Source organism: Bradyrhizobium sp. 62 (assembly GCF_023073035.1).
Lineage (GTDB): Bacteria > Pseudomonadota > Alphaproteobacteria > Rhizobiales > Xanthobacteraceae > Bradyrhizobium.
The window spans coordinates 42619-63904 of the sequence record NZ_JADPIT010000031.1 but is presented as its reverse complement, the minus strand read 5'-3'; the positions used below and the strand labels follow the sequence as shown (position 1 = coordinate 63904).

The window sequence follows — 21286 nt, the reverse complement described above, 5'->3', positions numbered from 1 at the left end:
ACCATGACTTTTGACCACGATCTGAAGGCGAGCGTCCGCACCATCCCGGACTACCCGAAACCCGGGATCTTGTTCCGCGACATCACCACGCTGCTCGCGGATGCGCGTGCGTTCCGCCGCGCGGTCGACGAACTCGTCAATCCCTGGGCCGGCAACAAGATCGACAAGGTCGCCGGCATGGAAGCGCGCGGCTTCATCATCGGCGGCGCGGTGGCGCATCAGGTTTCGGCCGGCTTCGTGCCGATCCGGAAAAAGGGCAAGCTGCCGCACACCACCGTGCGGATCGCTTACTCTCTCGAATACGGCATCGACGAGATGGAGATGCATGTCGACGCCATCCAGCCCGGCGAGCGCGTGATCCTGGTCGACGACCTCATCGCCACCGGCGGCACCGCGGAAGGCGCGGTGAAATTGCTGCGCCAGATCGGCGCCAATGTGGTCGCCGCCTGCTTCATCATCGACCTGCCGGACCTCGGCGGCGCCGCCAAGCTGCGCGCGATGGACGTGCCGGTGCGCACGCTGATGACGTTCGAGGGGCACTGAGCGGCAACCGCGCCGCTGGTGACGTTCAGATCGGCTCGGCCTTTAGCTCCGACAGCCAATGCAGCATGCGCTCTTTGAGCAGCGCATTCCTGACATAGGCAGTCTCCTCATCCTCCAGACGCTCACATTCACCAAACGTCAGGGCCGCCTCGCCATGGGCGTTCCACGCAGCCTGGAGGCGACGACAGGTGTGGCTACCCTGGCGCAGCGAGAACCAGATGCGGTTCTGGATGGTCTCGAGGTTCGGGGCCTGACCGACCCAAGCCTCGCCCGAGGCCGCGCAGCGGACGACGTAGATGCCCGCAACGGTCTTCCGGTCCTTGTAGGCGGCGATCGCTGCTTTCCGGTCTATGGTCACGGTGAAAGGGCCTTGGTGAGGAACGCTGGTGCGTAAACTCCAGTAACCGAAGGGCCGCTCGACGTCAATATTATCCGGGTAAAATATTCAGGACCGTTGCAGGATCAGGCTGAGCTCGAGCTCGCGGAAGGCGAGATAATTGCGCCGGGTCCATTGGTGCAGCTCGGTCGAAGCATCCTTCTCCTGGCGCAGGTAGCCGGTGAAGGAGAAGTTCAGGCGGCCGATATAGGTCTTCAGGAAGCCGGGCAGCGCTGGCAGGCGCAGCAGCCGGCCGCCGGCCATCGCTTCCGGCAGCTCGCCGCGCACGATGTGCTCGTTGTCCACCGTGATCAGGTTGATCCGCGGGATCTGTTCGCGCAGCATCTCGTGGGCGCGGGCCGAGACGCGGTCGGTGTCCGCAACGAACAGGATCATCGGCGCGACGTGGCGGCGCGCCGCCTCTTTCAACAGGCCGATCTCCTCGGTCATCTTGAAGAACTCGTCAAAGGCGTGGAAGCCGAGGTCGATCACCTTGGCAAGCCCGTCATCGACGATGACGCGATCCATCAGCTGCATCTTGCCATAGGTGTCGATCACGTCGGCGGTCTCCGTGATCTTCGGCAGATAGTCGAGCAGCGACGGCTCCTTCAGGTTGACGTCGAAGGCCACGACGTTGCCGTTCTTGAGCAGCAAAAATTCGCTCAAAAGCCGCGCCAGCAGGGTCTTGCCGACCTGCGGGCGGGGCGAACAAATGATGTAGAGGGGCGTCGCGGGCATCGATAGCTATATCAGTCGAACTTGGCGACCAATCCAGCCGTATCCGCCCGGCTTGCGCAACTATTTTTCGCTGTTGCGGCTCCCGGATTTCGTCGAGCCGACGATATCGGTCAGCCGGATCCGGTCGAATTCGCTCCAGACGTTCGCAAGCCAATGCCGGACATAGCCGCGCAGCACGAACGAATAGTTCGCTGCCTCGTCGTTGATGCCCTTGTTGGCGACGAATTTCAGGAACGGGACGGAGGACACCTCGACCTGCTCATAGGCCATTTCGTTGAGCTTGGGGATGGTCAGCTCGGTCGCGTCCTTGATGCGGTTGAAATACGACTGGTAAGTCGCCTGGTCCCACTGGAAGAACTGGGTATCGTTGATGAAGTTCTTGACGAGGAAATATTTCGCGCCCCCCATGAAGCCTGCGGTCTCGGCGATTTCGTCCAGAGAGGCGATCGAGGGTCCGAGGATGTGGAACACGGCAAAGGTGATCTGGCCGGCCTTGGCGGCGTCGAGGAAACCGATGTCGCGCAAGGAGGCGAGCGCCGGCGAGAGCAGGCCGGCGCGGACGTCGATCACGGTAACCGACGGGCTCGTCGCGTTGAGCGTATCGAAGATCTTCATCTGGTCCGACGTCGTCGTCATGTCGACGATCTCGGTGATGTCAGGGTGGAAGCGCTTCAGGGTTCCGCGCGGCGACTCGGTGTCGAAGGCGCGCGTCGGCACGTTGTTGGCGGAAAAATAATCGAGCAGGGTGCGCGACACGGTGGTCTTGCCAACCCCGCCCTTGTCTGCGCCCACCACAACCACTGCCGGCTTTGCCATTGCTGTCCCCTAACGCGCCCCCCGATCGCGAAGTCGCAATCGGCCGGGCCCCAAATCGATGTCGCAAAGATGTCCCAAGTCTGCTGTTGGGCGCGAACATGGCAGAAACAAGGGAGAATTCAATTCCGCAGACCCCAGTTACGGCAATTCCCGAGGTTTTTCCCAATCGCGACGAAACCCGCCGCGCATGGCGTCAAATCGCGCTCAATGGCGGCCCCAAGGACCCAAGGGATTGCCCAAGGGATTGCGCACGGGATTGCCTCTTGGGTTGCTGCTGGCGGTTCCGGCTGAGCTGGGTGCGGGCACCGGCGGCGGATTGGCCGCGCCGTCAGCGTCATTCCAGGCACCCTGCCGCAGCGCCGGTGGGGCGTCCGGCCGGTCGGCCTGCGTGTCTGGCTCCTCGGTCCCGTCGGCGGGAGGCGGCAGCGGGCCGGGATCATGGCCGCCGGCGAACTTGACCAGCGCATCGACCCGGGACTGCACCGAAGGGTGGGTCGCGAACAAATCGGCAAACCCCTCGCGCGGATTGTCGACGCAGAGCTCCATCACTGCCGAGGTTGCGCCCGGTAGTTCGCCGCGGTTCTCGATCTTGCGCAGTGCCGAGATCATGGCGTCCGGGTTTTTCGTCAGCTCGACGGAGCCCGCGTCCGCGAGATATTCCCGCGAGCGCGACAGCGCGAGCTTCACCACCTGCGACAACAGCCAGGCCACCACGATCAGCACGACCGCGATGATGATGACGATCACCGCGCCGCCCCCCGAACTCTTGCTGTCGCTCGACGACGAGGACGATCGTGACGACGAGGAGGAGCCCGACGACCACGAGCCGCCGGAGCCCCAGCTGAAATTCGTGAACAGGCGGAAGAACAGTTCGCCGAAGAACCCGACCACACCCGCGATGATGACGGCGACCACCATGAGCTGCACGTCGCCGTTCTTGATGTGGGTCAGCTCATGGCCCAGCACCGCCTCGATCTCCTTGTCATCAAGCGCATTGAGAAGACCGGTGGTGACGGTGACCGAATATTGCCGCGGGTTGAGGCCGGTCGCGAACGCGTTCAGCGCCGGGCTCTCCATGATCTTCAGCTTCGGCATCGTGATGCCGCGCGAGATGCAGAGATTTTCGAGCAGATTATAGAGCCGAGGCTGTTCCTGCCGGGTGACGTCGTGGCCTCCGGTCACCGCATCGATCATCGACTGGTGGAAGAAATAGGCGATCACGATCCAGGCCGCTGCCACGACGGTCGCAACCGGTGCGGCGACTTTCAGATCATAGAAGGCGCGTCTCAGATAATGGACCACTGTCTCGTCGCCGTTGATGACGACTTCAGCGATCAGCGCGCCGGCATAGACCAGCACATAGACCAGCGCGAACAGGCCGGCGAGCAGCAGCATCGAACGAAACTTGTTCGAGGCGATGTGCGTGTAGAGACCATACGCGGCCATGACGCGATGCCCTGCCGGCCTATCGGCTCAACTCAGAACTTCACCTGCGGCGTGGCCTCGATTTCGGTGCGGCTGGCGCCGAGATCGAAGAAGTCCTTTTTGGTGAAGCCGAACATGCCGGCGAACAGAGCGGCGGGCATCTGCTGGATGCCGGTGTTGTATTCCTGGACCGCGTTGTTGAAGAAGCGGCGGCTGGCCGCGATCTTGTTCTCGAGGTCGGACAGCTCGCTGGCGAGCTGCTGGAAATTGGCATTGGCCTTGAGGTCGGGATAGGCCTCCGACAGCGCGATCAGCCGGCCGAGCGCGCCGGAGAGCTGGGTCTCGGCCGCGGACACCTGCGCCGGTCCCTGCGCCGACATCGCCGAATTGCGCGCCTTGATGACGTCGTCGAGCGTGCCGCGCTCATGCGAGGCATAGCCCTTCACCGTCTCGACCAGGTTCGGGATCAGATCGTGACGCTGCTTGAGCTGCACGTCGACGTCGGCAAAGGCCTGGCCGACGCGTTGGCCCAGCGCCACCAGCCGGTTGTAGGCGGCGAAGGCAAAGAACACGAGGACGACGATAACGCCGAGGACGATCCAGCCGGTCGACATGGAGAACTCCTGAAGGGGGAAGAAGGCGGGCGCTAGGGTAGACCAAATTGGCGCGGAGCGAGAGCCCGGCGCAGAGGGAAGGTAGGATTTGGTCGGATGAGGGGCTATCCGAGTTCAAGATGAAAGAGCCGGAGGAGGTTAACTTTCGGACAGGTCGGCATCGCCCCAGCGCCAGCGCCGGGCGCTCGCATAGGCGGCCTTGTCACGGCGCGGCACCTTCGTGATCGCGAGGCCTTCCCCGGTGCAGACCTTGGCCGTGATCTCTGCCTTGCCGATATCCGGCGGCGCCAGCACGCGCGCGGCGCGGGTTGCGGGCGGCGTACGGGTCAGCGCCACGTAGATGAATCGCTCGTCCTCGAACGGCACCTCGGCGCCCTTGATCTGGCGGTGAGCCTGCGAGCGCGGCAAGCGCCGGGAGAAATGGCACCAGTCGGGCGCCATCAGCGGACACGGCTTTTCGTGCGGGCAGGGTGCGGCGACGTAGGCGCCCGCGGCGATCAGTTGCTGGCGCAAAGCGAGGATGCGCGCGTAGCCGGCGGGCGTGCCGGGCTCGATCACGACCAGCGCGTGGCGCGCCTTCGCCCACATCGCTTCCGCGAGCTTGCGTTGATCGCCTTCACTGAGCTCGCCGATGACATAGCTCGCGACGACGAGATCGGCTTGCGAGACCTCGGCGAGGTTCGCGCCAGCATCGCCCGGCAGATAGCGGCAATCCGCCAAACGCGTGCTGTCGCGCGCCAGTTCGAGCGCGAGACGGCTGAGCGTGGCGTTGGCGTCGAGCAGGGTGAAATCCTGCAGCGAGGAGAACGCCTCCGCCGCGGCCCAGCTCGCGGTGCCCGGACCTGCGCCGACGTCGAGCAGTGTTTCCGGAGCGAGGTCCGGTACGATCTCGGTCAGCGCATTCAGACTGGCCGCCACCGCCGCGTAGGTCGCCGGCATGCGCGCGAACGCATAGGCGAGCGCATCGGCCTCCGACTTGATCGTGCCGGAGCCGCCGCCTGTGCGATAAGTGGTCGAGATTTTCTGCGATCGCTGCGCAGCGTCGGTGCGGGAAAAGCCCTGCAGCTTGCCGTCGAGGGCCGCTTTCAGTTCGGCGGGGAGGGTCGGAGAGATCATGTTTGATCATCCGCTTTCGCGGATGATGACGTCAATGGGTGTGGAACGACCGGAAGCTCACGCCACGTTCTGGTCGAGAATGTCCACCGCCTCTTGCAGGTTCACCGACACCAGCTGCGAGACGCCGCGTTCAGCCATGGTGACGCCGAACAGGCGGTTCATCCGCGCCATCGTGATCGGGTTGTGGGTGATGATGATGAAGCGGGTGTCGGTCGAGGCGGTCATCTCGTGCAACAGGTTGCAATAGCGCTCGACGTTGTGGTCGTCGAGCGGCGCGTCGACTTCGTCCAGCACGCAGATCGGCGAGGGGTTGGTGAGGAACACCGCGAAGATCAGCGCCATCGCGGTCAGCGCCTGTTCACCGCCGGAGAGCAGCGACAGCGTCTGCGGCTTCTTGCCCGGCGGCTTGGCGATGATTTCGAGACCTGCTTCGAGAGGGTCATCGCTCTCGATCAAATGCAGCGCGGCTTCGCCGCCGCCGAACAGCTCGACGAACAGGCGCTTGAAGTGGTTGTTGACGACCTCGAACGAGGTCAGGAGCCGCTCGCGCGCCTCCTTGTTGAGGCTCTGGATGCCCTGGCGCAACCGCTTGATGGCCTCGACGAGGTCGTCGCGCTCGGTGACCAGACCGTTGTGCTGGGTCTCGACCTCGCGCAGCTCTTCCTCGGCGCGCAAATTGACCGCCCCCAGGCGCTCGCGGTCGCGGCGCATTTTTTCGAGGTCTTCCTCGATGTCGTGCAGCGGCGGCAGCTCGGCGCCGGGTTCGATCTCGGCGAGGCCGGCAACGGCCTGCGGCTCGACTTCCAGCATGTCGCGGATCTCGCGCTCGATGTCCTCGAGCCGGCGCCGTGCGCCTTCCATGCGCTCCTCGGCGCGGGCGGTGGCCTCGCGCGAGCTCGACAGCGCCTCCAGCGTCAGCTTGGCGACGCGATCGGTCTCGGCCATCGCGGTTTCCGCGCTGGCGAGCGCATCGGCAGCCATGCGGCGGTCGTTTTCGGCGTATTCGATCTCGGTGATTAGCGCGCTGCGCTTCTCTGCGAACACGGCCGGCGCGTTCTCCAGGTCGCTTCGCTCGATCGAGACTTCGGCGATGCGCGCCTGGATAGTGTCGATGTGGGAGGCGGCGCTCTCCTTGCGGTTCTGCCACTCGGTGCGTTCGGCGAGGATCGCCTGCACGCGGCGGTCGGCCAGCTCGGCTTCGCGCGCCAGCGCCTGTGCCTCGGCGCGGACCTGAGCGGCCATGCGGCGATGACCTTCGATGTCGCTGCGGACGGCGGCGAGACGGGTTTCGGTGTCCTCGCTCGACGGCAGCTCGGAGATCCCGGCTTCGGCGGATTCGTAGGCGGCTTCGGCCTCGGCGCGGTCGGCGGCCAGGCGGCTGTGCGCTTCCGACAGCGTCGCCTTGCGCGCGGCGTGGCGGCTGATTTCGCGCTCGACAGTGGCATGACGCTCGCGCGCGACGTTGAGCTCGCGCTGCGCGGCGCGCCAGGCTTCGCGGCTCGCACCTTCGGTGCTGGCCGCCATCTGCAGCTCGGCCTCGGCGTTCTCCAGCGCCTGACGCTTGATCTGCGCGTCGATGCGGGCCTGCTCCAGCTCGTTCTCGATGTCGATCAGGCGGGCGCGCTCGGCAAGCCGCCGTGCTGCGCCGGTCGGCGCGTGGGCGGCTGCGACAAAACCGTCCCAGCGCCAGACGTCACCTTCGGGCGACACCAGCCGCTGGCCGGTCTTGAGCTGCGAGACCAGCTCGGCGCCGCGCTCGCGCGGCACCACGCCGATCTGCGCTAGGCGGCGGGTCAGCTCGGCCGGGGCCTGCACGTGGCTGGCGAGCGGCACGACGCCTTCGGGCAGTTCCGGATCGCCGTCGGTGACGCCGGCATTGGTCCAGCGCATCGGCGCGGACGGATCGACCGGCGCGTCGAGATCGTCGCCAAGCGCCGCGCCGATCGCCTTTTCAAATCCCTTGTCGACGGTGATGCCGTCGATGATCGGCGGCCACAGATTCTTGGTCTCGCCGTTGAGGATCTTGGAGATCGTGCGCGCCTCGGTATCGAGCCGTTGCACGCGCTTGTCGGCTTCGACGAGCGGCGAGCGCGAGGATTCCAGCGTCTGCCGCGCCGCGACGTGCGCGGCTTCGCTGGCTTGAGCCGCGGCTTCCGAGGCCGCCAGTGTCTGCTCGGCGTTCTCGACCGTCGCGGTCAGCTCGTCGAGATCGCCGAAGCCGCCGGTCGCCTCGGTGAGCTTCTGCTCTTCCGCCGCGACGTTCGAAATCTCCTGGTCCAGCCGGGCGAGCTTGTCGCGGTGGGTTCGAACGTTGGCTTCGAGTTGATTGCGCTTGGCTGTGAGATCGGCGAGCGCGGTGGTGAGCTCGGCGAACTGCTGCTCGGTCTCGGTCAGCACCGCCTCGGCTTCGGCAACACGCTCATCGACGCCGGAGCGCTTCTCGACGCGCGACTTGATCTCTTCCTTCAGCTCGGCATCTTCGGCGTCGAGGCGCTGCAGCGCGACATCGGCGTCCATGGTCTGCTGCTGGGCACGCGAGATGTCGCCTTCGAACTGTGCGAGGCGCCGCTCGAGCTCAGTGACGCGCTCCTTGGCGCGCTCTTCCTCGCGATCGAGCAGCTCGCGGGCGTTGGTGAGGCGCTGCAGCCCCGCTGCGGCGCGGGCTTCGGCATCGCGCAGCGCCGGCATTTCGGCAGCGCGAATCGCCTGGATGCGGGCGGCCTCGGCCTGGTGCTGGGTCCGCTCGGCCATCTCGCGGACCGCGAGATCGTGGGTGTGGCCGGACTCGTTGACGTCGGCATGGGCGCTGGATCGGCGCAGGTGGAACAGGGTGGCTTCCGCCTTGCGGACCTTGGCCGCGACCTCGCGATAGCGCACGGCCTGGCGGGCCTGCTTCTTCAGGCCTTCCATCTGCCCTGCGAGCTGGCCGATCACGTCCTCGACGCGGGTGAGGTTGGTTTCGGCGGCCTTGAGCCGCAGCTCGGCCTCATGGCGGCGGGCGTGCAGGCCGGCGACGCCGGCGGCGTCTTCCAGCACGCGGCGGCGCTGCTCGGGCTTGGCCTGAATGATCTCGCCGATCTTGCCCTGGTGGACGAGGGCCGGCGAGCGCGCGCCGGTGGCGGCGTCGGCGAACAGAATCTGCACGTCGCGGGCGCGCACGTCACGGCCGTTGATGCGGTAGACCGAGCCGGCCTCGCGCTCGATGCGGCGGGAGATTTCCAGAAGCTGGCTGTCGTTCATCGCCGCCGGCGCGGTGCGATCGGAATTGTCGATCGTCATCGTCACTTCGGCGTGGTTGCGCGCGGGGCGATTGCCGGAGCCGGCGAAGATCACCGCGTCCATGTCGGCGGCGCGCAGCGACTTGTAGGAGGTCTCGCCCATCGCCCAGCGCAGCGCCTCGACGAGATTCGACTTGCCGCAGCCGTTAGGGCCGACCACGCCGGTCAGGCCGGGCTCGATGACGAAGTCGGTGGCCTCAACGAAGGACTTGAAGCCGTGAAGGCGCAGGCGGGTGATTTTCATAAGCACGCATCTCTGTTGGCAGGCGCGAATCCCCCTGCCGGGACAATACCATGGAAGGCAATGTCGCTATCCGGGCGAGTCGCGCGAGGCGCCTCATGCGGTCGGACAATGGCCGCGGTGCGCCGCGAGGGCAACCGGCGAAAGCCGCTTTTCCCAAGGGATTTATGCCGGGAAAGATACGGCTATCGAGATGCGAATCAGAATCTTGACGAGCGAATCAGCTCTTGAGCAGCGGATTGATCTTCTTGGCGAATTCCTCGAATGAGGTCTCGCCCTTGATCTTCTCGCCGTTGACGAAGAACGTTGGCGTCGAATCGACCTTCAGAACGTCGCTGGCATATTTCTGGTCGGCGGCGATCTTGTCGAGCAGCGCCTGGTCCTTCAGGCAGGCCTCGACCTGCTGCTGGGTCAGACCGGCCTGCTTGCCGATCCGGGTCAGGGTCTCCGTGGTGTTCTTCACCACCCAGTCGTTCTGCTGGCGGAACAGCATGTCGGTGACGGCAAAGTATTTCGGCGCATCACCATTGGCGATGCAGCGTGACAGCATCGAGCCAGCGGCGGCTTTGATGTCGAGCGGGAACTCGCGGAAGACGTAACGCACCTTGCCGGTGTCGATGTATTCCGACTTGATCTTGGGAAACACCTGCTCGTTGAAGGCCGCGCAATGCGGACAGGTCATCGAGGCGTATTCGGTGATGGTGACGGCGGCGTCCTTCGGGCCCAGCGCCATGTCGGGCAGCGACACCGGCTTGGCGACGTCGCCGGCCGCCGCCTGCGCCATGGCTTCAGGGATCATGGCATCGGAGATGAACCGCAGCGGCGAGAACCCAGCGAGCGCGGCAAGCCCGGTCAGCGACAGCATCGAGGTGAAGGCGCGGCGGGTGATGATCAAGGTCGGCTCCCGGATTGGCGTGGTCTCGCCCGAAATTCCCATTCAGACGGCCTGTCGCTAGCTTGAAACGTCGCTTGAGGCAATGGCGAGCGGCAAGGACAGGTCCAGTTTGGCCGCAGAATAAGGCTCAATTTCGCTTGATGGCGGCCCCGAGACGAGCCAGCGCCGACTTCAATTGTTCATCTTCGATGTCGCCCAAGCCCTCGGCCACCTCGGCCACCGATTTGGCGTCCGGCGGGCCGGGCCGGATTGGCCGGCGGGCGCGCGACAGCGGAGCCTGGCGGAAGGCCAGCTTGCCGACCGCGCTCCAGCCGAAGAAGCGGTTGACCCGCTGCAGGATCACATCGGCGGAGTGCTGGATCTCCAGCGCCATCGGCCCCTCGACCCGCAGCACCAGCGTGGCCGGCTCCTGCGGCTGACCCTCGACCGGCCGCGGCCACTGCATCTTGAGCGGCTCAGCATGGGCCGCGATCTCCGGTCCGGCAATCTGCGCCCACCGCGTCACCAACTCGCGCGCGGCAAAACCCTGCTTGGCATAGGCCTCGGCGAAGACGTCGTTGAGCAGGAGCGATAACGGCTTGGCGCTGATAGGACCGGGTTTCATGGGGCGAAGCTTGGACATGGGACCTTATAGCACTCCGGCGCGTCGGCCACAGGCTCTTCGCCGCGAAGAAAAACGTGGATGCCCGCGACAAGCGTGGGCACGACGTGGAGAGATCGGTGCATTGCCGCTACAGTGTGAACATGAGCCCCAAATCCGCCCTCAAGGCGAAATCGGAACCAGTTCCGCCGGAGACCTCGTCGCGCCCGCTCGCGCTGCTCCAATGGTACGACCGCCACCGCCGCCGCTTGCCCTGGCGCGCTGCGCCCGGCGAGGCATCCGACCCTTACCGCGTCTGGCTGTCCGAGATCATGCTGCAGCAGACCACGGTGAAGGCGGTCGGGCCCTATTTCGAAAAATTCGTCGCGCGCTGGCCTGATGTCACCGCGCTCGGACGGGCCTCGCAAGACGACGTGCTGCGGATGTGGGCCGGGCTCGGCTATTATTCTCGCGCCCGTAATCTCCATGCCTGCGCGGTCGCGGTGACGCGCGAGCACGGCGGCGCCTTTCCCGACACCGAAGTGGGCCTGCGTGCGCTGCCGGGCATCGGGCCCTATACGGCGGCAGCGATCGCGGCGATCGCGTTCGACCGCCGCACCATGCCCGTCGACGGCAATATCGAACGCGTGGTCTCGCGGCTCTTTGCAGTTGAAGAAGAGCTCCCGCAGGCCAAGCCGCTGATTCAGGAGTTGGCTGCGACGCTGCTTGCCGATTCTCGCGCCGGTGATAGCGCCCAGGCGCTGATGGATCTGGGGGCCTCGATCTGCACGCCGAAAAGGCCGGCCTGCTCGTTATGCCCGCTGAACGAGGACTGCACGGCGCGCGCGCTCGGAACGCAAGACACGTTCCCGCGCAAGGCGCCGAAGAAGAGCGGCGCGCTACGGCGCGGCGCCGCCTTCGTTGTCACGCGCGGCGACGAGCTGCTCGTCCGCAGCCGTCCCGAGAAGGGTCTGCTCGGCGGCATGACCGAGGTACCGGGATCGCATTGGCTGGCCGGGCAAGAAGATGCCAAGGCAAAACAGCAGGCACCCGAGCTGAAGGGGCTCTCGCGCTGGCAGCGCAAGATCGGCGTGGTCACCCACGTCTTCACGCATTTCCCGCTGGAACTGGTGGTCTACACGGCGAAGGTGGTAATGCGCACGCGGGCACCGGCAGGCATGCGCTGGGTGCCCATCGCCACGCTCGCCGACGAAGCATTGCCCAACGTCATGCGTAAGGTGATTGCGCATGGATTGGACCCCTAGCAGCCCATCCTGCTGACAACATGCTGGCAGCAGGCCTGCGTTAGCTGTGGTCGGCAACGGAGGCTCGCATGATCAAGACCGCGCTCGACAACTTTCCCAGGCCGCCCTGTGCCGAGCTATTGGGGTGGCGCCTGCTCGATGCCCGTCCCGGGGAAGGCTGGATCAAGCTCGCCTTCGACGGCAAGCCGGAGTTCTGTAATCCGGCCGGCTTCATCCAGGGCGGCATGCTCTCGGCCATGCTCGACGACACGATGGGCCCCGCCGTGCTGGTGATGAGCGAGGGCCGGCTCTACACCACCACCATCAGCATGACCGTGAATTTCCTGGCGCCCGCAAAGCCCGGACCGATCATCGGTGAAGCCAAGGTGACGCAGCTCGGCAGGACGATTGCGTTCGTCGAGGCAAAGCTGATGGCGGAGGACGGCACGCTGCTGGCGACGGCAAGCGCGAGCGAGCGGCTGCTCGAAGCGGCGAGGGTGGTGCGGTAGCTTTCCGGTCTCGCTGCGCACTCCACTTCCCTTCTCCCCTTGCGAGAAGGTGGCGCGAAGCGCCGGATGAGGGGTTTGTCTCGGCGAGTTCAAATGAGAGTTAGACTCGCGGAGACAGACCCCTCACCTGAGTGAGTCCGCGTCTACCGGCGTCACTGCCCTCTCCCGCAAGGGGCGAGGGCGCATCAACGTGCGTCTCGCTTCGTGCGAATACTCATTTCGTCGCGCGCGCACCCGCGCTCACGATCGGCGGCTTCGCATTCAGCGCTTCCACCTGAAAGCCGGCGACGCGCTTGTAGTTGGCGGCAACATCCTCGAGCTCCTGTTGCGACAGTACGTCAGTGACGACCTTGTAGCCATCCGGCGCGCGCTCCTCGACGAGCTGCATCACCTGCTCCGGGCCATTCTTGCGGTTGAGCAGGACGAGACTGGTGGTTGCAGGCCGCCGCTCCGCCTCATAGGCCAGCAGGGCCGCTTGCGTCGGGCCGTGCGCCAGGATCTCGCGGGTGATGGTGCGGGCATCGAGGATCGCCTGCGAGGCACCGTTGGAGCCGATCGGGTACATCGGATGTGCGGCGTCGCCCATCAGCGTGACGCGGCCGAAGGTCCATTGTGACACCGGATCGCGATCGACCAGCGGATATTCATAGGCGTGCGGGCAGTTCTTGATCAGGCCCGGCACGTCGAGCCAGTCGAACTGCCAGCTCTCGAACCAGGGCAAGAACTCTTCCAGGCGCGCGGTGCGGTTATAGTCCTCGCGCCGCCATTGATAGGTCGGCGGCATGTGGCGCTCGGCAACCCAGTTGATCAGATGGTTGCCCGCGGCGTCAGGTTCCTTCGAGATCGGATAGCAGACGAATTTCAGGATCTCGTGGCCGGCCATGATCATGGTGCGGCCGCTGAGGAAGGCCTTTGCAGGTGTGACGCCGCGCCAGAGGATGCGGCCGTTCCAGATCGGCGGGCCTTCGTCGGGATAGAGTTTTTCTCGCGCGGCGGAATGGATGCCGTCGGCGGCGATCAGGATCGTGCCGTCGTAAGTCGCTGCGGCCTTGCCGGTGGCCTTGTCGATGAAATCGGCGCGCACGCCGTCGGCGGTTTCGCTCCAGCCGGTCAGATGATGGCTGGTGAGGATGTTGTCGCGGCCGAGGCGCTCGATCGCGGTGTCGAGCAGCAATTGCTGGAGCGTGCCGCGATGGATCGAAAACTGCGGCCATTTATAGCCGGCCTCCAGCCCGCGCGGCTCGCTCCAGATCGGCTTGCCGTGCTTGGAGAAATAGGCAAGCTCGCGGGTGCGCACGCCGCTGGCATCGAGCTTGTCCATCAGGCCGAGCTCGATCAGCTCGCGCACCGCATGCGGCAGCACGTTGATGCCGACGCCGAGCGGCCGCAGTTCGGCGACGCTCTCGAACACTTTTACGGGAATGCCGATTGCGTGCAGGCTGAGCGCAAGCGTCAACCCGCCGATGCCGCCACCGGCGATGAGTACGGTCATGGGAAAGCCCCTCCAACTCGGGGCGTCTTGGCACAGCCGGGCGCCGGTGGGCAACTGCGAAGAGAAGTTCGTGCTATGGACCTCGGGGCCCGCAGCCGTTACCTTCCGGCTTTCCCATGAGGTCCGACATGCTCAAGCTCTACTACGCCACCGGCACCTGCGCGCTCGCCACCTACATCACCCTGGAAGAAGCCGGCGCCGACTACGCGGCGGAGCGGCTGAGCTTCAAGACCAACCAGCAGAACAGCGCGGAGTATCTCGCGATCAACCCGAAAGGCCGCGTGCCCGCGCTGGTGACCGATCGCGGCGTCCTGACCGAGACCCCGGCGATGCTGGCCTATCTCGCGCAGACCTTCCCCAAGGCGAAGCTCGCGCCGCTCGACGATCCCTTCGACTTCGCGCAGGTGCAGTCGTTCAACTCCTACCTCTGCTCGACCGTGCACATCAACCATGCCCACAAGATGCGCGGCGCACGCTGGGCGAGCGAAGAAAGCTCGTTCGCCGACATGAAGGCGATGATCCCGAAGACCATGGGGGCCTGCTTCGCCCTGATCGAGCAGAAGATGTACAAGGGGCCCTGGGTGATGGGCGAGCAGTTCACGATCTGCGATCCTTATCTCTACACCCTGTCGACCTGGCTCGAAGGCGATAGCGTCGACATCAACGCGACGCCGAAGATCGCCGATCATTTCAAGCGCATGTCCGACCGCCCCGCCGTGCGCAAGGTGATGGACGCGCAGAAGGCGTAGCAGCGCGGGAACATATTCCCTTGTCGTCCCGGGCAAGCGTAAGCGCAGACCCGGGACGACACCATTTGCTTTGAAGTTGCGTCTTACCCAGCGCGCCCTTTCTTCTCCAATTCCCGTCCCGTCTCCAGCATCAGCCGCCGCAACCAGATTGAGCCCGGATCCATCTGCGCGCGGGTCGGGTAGAACATGAACTGCTCGTCGATGCCGGGGTCGAGCGGCGGCGTCACCGTGACGAGGCCGAGCTGCTTGGACAGCGCCGCGATCAGCCGGCGCGGCACGAAGGCGACGAGGTCGGTGCGGGCGGCGACGTGCAGCGCTTCGAGATAGCCTGGGACGACGAGAGCGATGTGCCGGTCGATGCCCTTGGTGCGCAGCCAAGTGTCGATCAGGTCCTCCGGCTGGCCGCGGATGATCACGCCCACATGGCGTGCGGCCAGGAACGTCTCGCGCCGCCTCAGCTTCGCGGCGACGAGGTGGCCGCGCCGCACCGCGAGCGCGTCGCTGTCGGTGTAGAGCAGCTGGCGGTGAAAGCCCTTGAAGGCGTTGCCGATCGAGATCACGAGATCGATGGTGCGGGCGAACTCGGCGTGGAAAATCGCCGGTCCCCGCCACGGCACCACGTCGATTCGGACATTGGGGGCGGCCTGCGTCACCTTTTCCATCAAGGGCGGCATCAACAGCTCTACCGCGAGATCCGGCATCATCAGTCGGAATTGCCGCTCGCTGCGCGCCGCGTCAAATTCGTCCGATAGGAACAGCCCGCGCACCTGGTCGAGCGCCTGCGCCAGCGGCGCGCGCAAGGCTTGCGCCCGCGGCGTCAGCTCCATGCGCGCGCCTGTGCGGACCAGGAGCGGATCGCGAAAGATGTCGCGCAGACGCTGGAGCGCATGACTGGCCGCCGGCTGCGACAGCCCGATCCGCAAGGCGGCGCGGCTGACGTTGGCCTCGCGCAGCAGCGCGTCGAGCGCGGTCAGGAGATTGAGGTCGAGCGAATTCAAATTCATGAGGCGAATAGATATCATATCCACTATCGATTTGAAGAATTTAGAGGCGGCGGCGATGATCTCGATGTTCTCACAAAGGGAGATGCCGCCATGAGCGCGAGCGCCAACAAGAAGCTGATGCAGGATATCTTTGCCGCCGCCGCCAGCCGCGATCCGGCTGCGCGCGACCGCGCCTTGTTCACCGAAAGCCTTGCCGACGACGCCAAATGGATCGTGACCGGCCAGTACTCCTGGTCGCGCACCTTTTCGGGCAAAGAAGCGATCCTCAGCGACCTGCACGCCTATGTGCGGACCCGTCTTGTCGACCGGACGCGGACGGTCGCCCACCGCTTCACCGCCGACGGCGATGTCGTCGTCGTCGAAGCCAAGGGCGACAACGTCACGCCCGAAGGCGTGCGCTACGACAACGACTATTGCCTCGTGTTTCGTCTCGAGGACGGCAAGATCAAGGAGATCCGGGAATATTGCGACTCTGTGCTGACCGAGAAGGCCCTCGGCCCGTTTCCGCAAACGCTCGTGGGGGCCGCGAGCTGAGCGGATCGAGCGGCGTCGCGTCCGTCGACCGGTGCCATCCGCCGCGGTCGGCGAGGGGCGTGTCGGTCTGGCGCAGGCCGAACAGCTGCAGCGGCCTGCATGGCGCTGCGGGCCTCTCGCCAAAACCTTGCTCACCTGCCGATAAAATCAGCAGATCTTGTGCCGTCTGACGCATGCGCGCGCGAAAAATTTGAAGGTTCAATTAACGAGTGTCCCCCATTGTGTCGCGGTGCAGCGTGGGTCGCGAACAACGCGATCCGCGGCTGCCGGGGTGGCCCGATAAATCGCCGGAGTTGTTCGTCCGCCCGAATTGACATGCTTCTGAGTGGACAGTGGGAATGCCGAGTTTTCGTTTGCGGATCAGGGGACGCCTGTACGCAGGTTTCATGGCCTTGGTGGCGGTTGGTCTTGTGATGGCGGTGGTCGCCATCTGGAATTTGCGGTCCGTTCAGGATCAGGTCGAAAAACTCTCCAAATTGTCGGACAGCACGGCGCGCGTCCTGGAGATATCGACCCATTTTCAGGCCATCCAGCGGGCCAATCTGCGCTACATTTACGACGCCAACGAGCCTGCGATGCGGGAGGCTGCCGAGCGAGAGACCGCGGCGACGGGGCTATTACAGCTTGGAGCAAAGGGCACCCTCTCGGAGGAGCGGCGGAAGCTCTACAACGATCTGATCGACGACATCGCCAAAATGAAAAGCCTGCGTGACAGTCTCGGCGACGCCGTCAACGAGGCGCGGACCGGCAAGGCGACGCTGTTGCCGAGCGGCGAAGAGCTGACGGTGAAGATGGCCAAGCTGGTCGATGTGGCCCGCGCCGCCGCCGACGACGACACGGTGTCGCTCGTCGCGGACCTCGAATCCCGGGTCCTGCTGGTTCGAATCGCGAACTGGCGCTTCCTCGCTCTGCGCGACACCAACGGCCCCACCGCCTTCAGAACCAATGTCGACAGGGCGGTGCAGCGGCTCGCAGCCGTCGAAAGGAGCCCGCAGGCGGCCGACCTTCGCTCGTCTCTGACGCCCGTGAAGACCGCCCTCGGTATCTACAAATCCGCGTTCGAAACGACCTCCGCCGCGATGCTGCGGTCCGACGAGATCTACCACAAGGATCTCGCACCGCTCATCTCCGCGAGCATCGCCAAGCTCAAGGTCACGGAAACGGCCTTGAAGACGGATTACAAGGATTCGCGCACCGCGGCCGATGCTGTGATCGACGGCACGACCTCGCTCCAGGCGATTGCGGGCGGCCTCGCCGTCCTGTTCGGACTGATCGTCGCCTTCCTGACCGCCCGCAGCATCGTGGGGCCGCTGACCTCGATGACGCGCGCAATGGGGCTGCTTGCCGGGGGCAATCTCGCCGTCGAGATCCCTTCGCGCGGCAAGGCCGACGAGATCGGCGACATGGCCAAGGCGATCGACGTCTTCAAGACCAACATGATCGAGACCGAAAGGCTGCGCCATGAGCAGACCGCAACCGAGGCCCGGCAGGCCGAAGGCCGCAAGGCCGACATGGCCCGGCTCGCCAGCCAGTTCGAGCAGGCGGTGGGCGAAATCGTCGATACCGTATCCTCGGCATCGCACGAACTCGAGGGCTCGGCCGGCACCCTGACCGCAACCGCGAGGCGCGCTCAGGATCTCTCCACCGAAGTGCAATCCGCCTCCCAGGAAGCCTCGGCCAATGTGCAGGCGGTGGCCTCCGCGACCGAGGAGTTGTCCTCCTCGGTGACGGAGATCGCGCGCCAGGTGCAGGAATCGGCGCGCATTGCGGGCGAAGCCGTCGGTCAGGTGAGCAAGACCAACGCGCGCGTCAGCGAGCTCTCCAAGGCTGCAGCCCGCATCGGCGACGTGGTCGAGCTGATCAGCACCATCGCCGGCCAGACCAACCTCCTGGCGCTGAACGCCACCATCGAGGCGGCGCGCGCGGGTGAAGCCGGCCGTGGCTTTGCCGTGGTCGCCTCGGAGGTCAAGGCGCTCGCCGAGCAGACCGCGAGGGCCACCGGTGAGATCGCCCAGCAGGTTTCGGGCATCCAGGCCGCGACGGAGGAGTCGGTCGGCTCGATCAGGGAGATCAGCGGCACCATCGAGCGACTGTCGGAGATCTCGTCGACGGTTGCCGCCGCCGTGGAGGAGCAGGGTGCGGCGACGCAGGAGATCTCCCGCAACGTGCAGCAGGCGGCCCAGGGCACGCAGCTCGTGTCGTCCAACATCGGCGACGTGCAGCGCGGGGCTTCCGAGACCGGCTCGGCCTCTTCGCAGGTGCTCTCGGCGGCACGCTCGCTGTCGGCCGACAGCAACCGCCTGAAGCAGGAAGTCGCCAACTTCCTGAGCTCGGTCCACGCCGCCTGAGCCTCAAAAGCAAAAAGGCCACGCGCATGCGCGTGGCCTCGCGTTGTGACCGGACGCGATCAGGCGACTTTCGTCGTCATGTGCTTGAACATGTTGCTGCGGGCCTCGTCGTCCATCTCCGCCTTGAAGGTGAACTTGTCCTTCAGAGCGATCGCGCGCGTCGCCGCAGGCCGCGCCGTGACCTCGTCCACCAGCCGCTTGACGTTCGGGTATCGCGCGAAGGCATCGTCGCCGAGCTTGAACGGCAACATCCGTGCCCAACCCCACAGCGCCATGTCGACAATCGAATAGCTGTCGCCGACCATGTAGCGGCGGCCTTCGAGGTGACCGTCGAGAATCTTGTAGTGACGATCGGTCTCGAACTGATAGCGGTTATGCGCGTAGTCGTGGTTCTGGTCCTTCGGCGCGAAATGCTTGAAGTGCACGGCCTGGCCCGAATACGGGCCGACGCCGGTGGCGACGAACATCAGCCATGACAGCATCTCGCCGCGAAAATTGGCGGCCGGCAGGAATTTTCCGGTCTTCTCGGCCAGGTAGAGCAGGATGGCGTTGGAATCGAACACGATGGTGCCGTTGTCGTCGATCGCCGGCACCTTGCCGTTCGGATTGATCTTCAGATAGTCCGGCGTGAACTGCTCGCCCTTGCGGGTGTCGATCTTCACCGGCTCAAAGGCCAGGCCCGACTCTTCGAGATAAAGCGCGACCTTGGTCGGGTTCGGCGAGCCATTGAAATAGAATTTGAGCATCGGGCATCTCCCCTGTGTTTGTTGGCTGAGAGTGGAGGCAGCAACATGTCCGCAAGCGGCCTTGTCTTGCCTGAACCTTATCGGGGAGGGCAACCGGCGAGTTTGCCGGGCGGTATCTGCGCGCCACGCAGATCAGCCGGCGTAACAAAGGCCGATCGCCGCCGTAATGACCATGGCCGCGCCCACGACCTCCAGGCGCAGCCCGAGCCGGGTAGCGATATGCATGTCGGAAGCTCGCGCCTTGCGCTCCGATCCGCGCGCGTAGCCGTGAACGATGACGTCGTGATTGAAGCTGTCATGGGCCTCGTTGCTGCTGGCGAGCCCGACACAGACCACGAGCACGCCGAACAAGGCGAGGCCGAAAAATCCCAGCAGCGCGATCAGGAACATCGGAAACATGCCGAGCAGAAAGATCGGCAGCAGCGGCACCAGCAGCAATGTCTCGGACTGTCGTCGCATGGGAGGACCGGTCGGGACGGGGCGCAGGCGGTCAATCTAGTCCCGCCGGCCGCTGTGTTCAACCAGTCTCGTGATTCCAGGGCCGCGCCAAGAGGCGCGCTCCGGGATGACGAAAGGAAGGCTACCCCGCCGCCATGCCGGCGCGGATTTCGGCGCGGAGTTCGTCGATCAGCTTGAGACCCTTCTTGGTCTCGATGTGCCAGAAGGTCCAGCCGTTGCAGGCTTGCGCGCCTTGCGCCACTGCGCCCATGCGGTGGATGGAGCCGACCTTGTCGCCGAACATGATGGCCCCGTCGGCGCGGACCAGCGCGCCGAACTTCTTCTTGGCGTCGAACAGCTTGGTGCCGGGCATGATCATGCCACGCTCGATCAGCTCGGAGAACGCAACCCGCGGCGCTTCGCGCGCCGTCATGAACGGGGCGAGGCTTGCCTCCGGCAGCGGCTCGACCGCGGCGATGCGCGCTTGTGCGGCTTTCGCATAAGTCTTGTCGCGCTCGAAGCCGATATAAGAGCGGCCGAGGCGCTTTGCGACCGCGCCGGTGGTGCCAGTGCCGTTGAAGGGATCGATCACGAGATCGCCGGGCTTGGAGGACGACAGCAGCACGCGCGCGAGCAGGCCTTCCGGCTTCTGCGTCGGGTGCACTTTCTTGCCGTCGGCGCCCTTGAGGCGCTCCTCGCCGGTGCAGAGCGGGATCAGCCAGTCGGACCGTGCCTGCACGTCCTCGTTGGCGGCTTTCAAGGCTTCGTAGTTGAAGGTGTAGCCCTTGGCCTTTTCGTCGCGCGCGGCCCAGATCATGGTCTCGTGCGCGTTGGTGAAGCGACGGCCGCGGAAATTCGGCATCGGGTTGGTCTTGCGCCAGACGATGTCGTTCAGGAGCCAGAAGCCGAGGTCCTGCATGATCGCGCCGACGCGGAAGATGTTGTGATAGGAGCCGATCACCCAGATCGTCGCCGACGGCTTCATCGCGCGGCGGGCGGCAAGCAGCCAGGCGCGAGTGAAATCGTCATAGGCGGAGAACGAATCGAACTTGTCCCAGTCGTCGTCGACCGCATCGACATGGGATTCGTCGGGGCGCTTGAGATCGCCCTTGAGCTGGAGATTGTAGGGTGGATCGGCGAACACCAGGTCGACCGAACCAGCCTGAAGCTTCGACATCTCTGCGACGCAATCGCCGAGGACGATGCTGTGCGAAGGAGACTCAAAATTTGTGCGGGGCGCCCTTGCAGACGCCCCGCGACGCGACTCTACCATGACTCAAGAACTCTGACTCAGGCGACGCTGTCGGCGACGCGGGACCAAACAACCGACTGACCGTTACATTGAAGCGGCAAAGTAAAAATCGACTTAACCCGCCGCTTTCGTGAATAGCTCTCACATCGCGCCTTGCACGCGGTTCGCTCCGCGCATTCGCCGTGTTTTGCAGTGTATTTCGTGTTTCTTCGCGTTGCGGCTGTGATCGGAGCGCAAAAAGACTCGAAATTCCTCTCGGAAAAAATTGCTCGATGCCCGGAAAAAATTGCTGGCATTGCCATGCTGTCGCACTAGGCAATAATTGCCGAGCGGGATATTGATTAACGC

20 protein-coding genes are annotated in these 21286 nt (G+C 65.0%); 6 read left to right on the top strand and 14 right to left on the bottom strand.

The annotated features are described in order from the left end of the window. Nucleotides 1–3 precede the first annotated feature (3 nt). Nucleotides 4–543 (top strand): adenine phosphoribosyltransferase, encoded by a 540-nt coding sequence (locus IVB47_RS28315; RefSeq protein WP_007595035.1) that lies wholly within the window; start codon nucleotides 4–6, stop codon nucleotides 541–543. A gap of 25 nt (nucleotides 544–568) precedes the next feature. Here IVB47_RS28315 and IVB47_RS28310 read toward each other — a convergent pair whose 3' ends face one another. The 9 genes from IVB47_RS28310 to IVB47_RS28270 all read right to left on the bottom strand — a co-directional run bounded on the left by IVB47_RS28310 (nucleotide 569) and on the right by IVB47_RS28270 (nucleotide 10664). Continuing rightward, a complete protein-coding gene (locus IVB47_RS28310; protein ID WP_247466223.1) occupies nucleotides 569–901 on the bottom strand; it encodes a GIY-YIG nuclease family protein in 333 nt (110 codons plus the stop codon). A gap of 87 nt (nucleotides 902–988) precedes the next feature. Beyond that, on the bottom strand, nucleotides 989–1657 hold the full coding sequence (locus IVB47_RS28305) for a hypothetical protein (protein WP_247466220.1): 669 nt from the start codon (nucleotides 1655–1657) through the stop codon (nucleotides 989–991). A gap of 60 nt (nucleotides 1658–1717) precedes the next feature. Next, nucleotides 1718–2473 (bottom strand): hypothetical protein, encoded by a 756-nt coding sequence (locus IVB47_RS28300; RefSeq protein WP_027516412.1) that lies wholly within the window; start codon nucleotides 2471–2473, stop codon nucleotides 1718–1720. 204 nt (nucleotides 2474–2677) lie between these two features. Then, nucleotides 2678–3919 (bottom strand): M48 family metallopeptidase, encoded by a 1242-nt coding sequence (locus IVB47_RS28295; RefSeq protein ID WP_247466217.1) that lies wholly within the window; start codon nucleotides 3917–3919, stop codon nucleotides 2678–2680. 32 nt (nucleotides 3920–3951) lie between these two features. After that, entirely contained in the window at nucleotides 3952–4512 is a 561-nt protein-coding gene (locus IVB47_RS28290) for a LemA family protein (RefSeq protein ID WP_247466213.1), read from the bottom strand. Between the two features lie 138 nt (nucleotides 4513–4650). Then, the gene (locus tag IVB47_RS28285; protein ID WP_247466210.1) at nucleotides 4651–5628 is read right to left on the bottom strand and encodes a small ribosomal subunit Rsm22 family protein; all 978 of its coding nucleotides are present in this window, start codon (nucleotides 5626–5628) and stop codon (nucleotides 4651–4653) included. 57 nt (nucleotides 5629–5685) lie between these two features. After that, nucleotides 5686–9150 carry a chromosome segregation protein SMC gene (smc, locus tag IVB47_RS28280; RefSeq protein WP_247466207.1) on the bottom strand — a complete coding sequence of 1155 codons (3465 nt, stop codon included), beginning with the start codon at nucleotides 9148–9150 and terminating at the stop codon, nucleotides 5686–5688. Between the two features lie 217 nt (nucleotides 9151–9367). After that, nucleotides 9368–10042, bottom strand: coding sequence for a DsbA family protein (locus IVB47_RS28275; protein WP_018454930.1), 675 nt, complete (start codon nucleotides 10040–10042; stop codon nucleotides 9368–9370). A 127-nt stretch (nucleotides 10043–10169) separates the two neighbouring features. Next, on the bottom strand, nucleotides 10170–10664 hold the full coding sequence (locus tag IVB47_RS28270) for a DciA family protein (RefSeq protein WP_247466204.1): 495 nt from the start codon (nucleotides 10662–10664) through the stop codon (nucleotides 10170–10172). A gap of 122 nt (nucleotides 10665–10786) precedes the next feature. Here IVB47_RS28270 and mutY point away from each other — a divergent pair, with 122 nt between their 5' ends. After that, on the top strand, nucleotides 10787–11887 hold the full coding sequence (mutY, locus tag IVB47_RS28265; RefSeq protein ID WP_247466201.1) for an A/G-specific adenine glycosylase: 1101 nt from the start codon (nucleotides 10787–10789) through the stop codon (nucleotides 11885–11887). Nucleotides 11888–11955: 68 nt separating this feature from the next. Further along, a complete protein-coding gene (locus IVB47_RS28260; RefSeq protein ID WP_027568587.1) occupies nucleotides 11956–12375 on the top strand; it encodes a PaaI family thioesterase in 420 nt (139 codons plus the stop codon). Nucleotides 12376–12589: 214 nt separating this feature from the next. Here the strand turns inward: IVB47_RS28260 and IVB47_RS28255 are convergent, their stop codons facing one another. Continuing rightward, nucleotides 12590–13867: a flavin-dependent oxidoreductase gene (locus tag IVB47_RS28255; RefSeq protein ID WP_247466198.1), complete on the bottom strand. Its 1278-nt coding sequence runs from the start codon at nucleotides 13865–13867 to the stop codon at nucleotides 12590–12592. Nucleotides 13868–13995: 128 nt separating this feature from the next. Between IVB47_RS28255 and IVB47_RS28250 the strand changes: the two genes are divergently transcribed. Further along, nucleotides 13996–14616: a glutathione S-transferase family protein gene (locus IVB47_RS28250; protein ID WP_027568589.1), complete on the top strand. Its 621-nt coding sequence runs from the start codon at nucleotides 13996–13998 to the stop codon at nucleotides 14614–14616. 83 nt (nucleotides 14617–14699) lie between these two features. On the opposite strand, the gene IVB47_RS28245 is transcribed toward IVB47_RS28250, so the two are convergent. Further along, the gene (locus tag IVB47_RS28245; RefSeq protein WP_247466195.1) at nucleotides 14700–15620 is read right to left on the bottom strand and encodes a LysR family transcriptional regulator; all 921 of its coding nucleotides are present in this window, start codon (nucleotides 15618–15620) and stop codon (nucleotides 14700–14702) included. A 90-nt stretch (nucleotides 15621–15710) separates the two neighbouring features. Here IVB47_RS28245 and IVB47_RS28240 point away from each other — a divergent pair, with 90 nt between their 5' ends. Then, a complete protein-coding gene (locus IVB47_RS28240; protein WP_247466192.1) occupies nucleotides 15711–16154 on the top strand; it encodes a nuclear transport factor 2 family protein in 444 nt (147 codons plus the stop codon). Between the two features lie 338 nt (nucleotides 16155–16492). Further along, nucleotides 16493–18502 (top strand): methyl-accepting chemotaxis protein, encoded by a 2010-nt coding sequence (locus tag IVB47_RS28235; protein ID WP_247291228.1) that lies wholly within the window; start codon nucleotides 16493–16495, stop codon nucleotides 18500–18502. Nucleotides 18503–18561: 59 nt separating this feature from the next. On the opposite strand, the gene IVB47_RS28230 is transcribed toward IVB47_RS28235, so the two are convergent. From IVB47_RS28230 to IVB47_RS28220, 3 genes are all read right to left on the bottom strand, one after another. Continuing rightward, on the bottom strand, nucleotides 18562–19248 hold the full coding sequence (locus IVB47_RS28230; protein ID WP_247291226.1) for a glutathione S-transferase family protein: 687 nt from the start codon (nucleotides 19246–19248) through the stop codon (nucleotides 18562–18564). 132 nt (nucleotides 19249–19380) lie between these two features. Further along, nucleotides 19381–19707 (bottom strand): hypothetical protein, encoded by a 327-nt coding sequence (locus IVB47_RS28225; RefSeq protein ID WP_027568594.1) that lies wholly within the window; start codon nucleotides 19705–19707, stop codon nucleotides 19381–19383. A gap of 121 nt (nucleotides 19708–19828) precedes the next feature. After that, the gene (locus IVB47_RS28220) at nucleotides 19829–20959 is read right to left on the bottom strand and encodes a site-specific DNA-methyltransferase (RefSeq protein ID WP_275992023.1); all 1131 of its coding nucleotides are present in this window, start codon (nucleotides 20957–20959) and stop codon (nucleotides 19829–19831) included. Nucleotides 20960–21286 lie beyond the last annotated feature (327 nt).